Genomic DNA, 255 nt, shown 5'->3' on the forward strand with positions numbered 1-255 from the left:
CGGTGTCGCGCGATTCGGTGGCGCTGGCGCGCTGGAACCGCACGCCGCCGCTGGACGACTCCGCGTCTTCGGCCAGGGCACGGCTGTCGGCAAAAATCTGCACCACGTGGCGCGCCGGCACCTCGGCGTCTTCCAGCACGGTCCAGCCCAGGCCGGCCTCGGCCAACAGGCGGCTGATGAAGGCGTAGTCGGTTTCGCGGTACTGCGTGGTGTAGGGGCGCGGGGCCAGGTCGGCCAGCGCGCTGTCGACGTCGG

The 255-nt window shown here is 72.2% G+C and carries 1 protein-coding gene; it reads right to left on the reverse strand.

Annotation, left to right across the window (positions count from 1 at the left end):
- Positions 1 to 255: contractile injection system protein, VgrG/Pvc8 family (locus AC6LJ2_RS30180; protein WP_498152777.1), on the reverse strand; the 255-nt coding region annotated here is incomplete at both ends.

The sequence above is a fragment of the Achromobacter sp. 1014246743 genome, assembly GCF_059760725.1.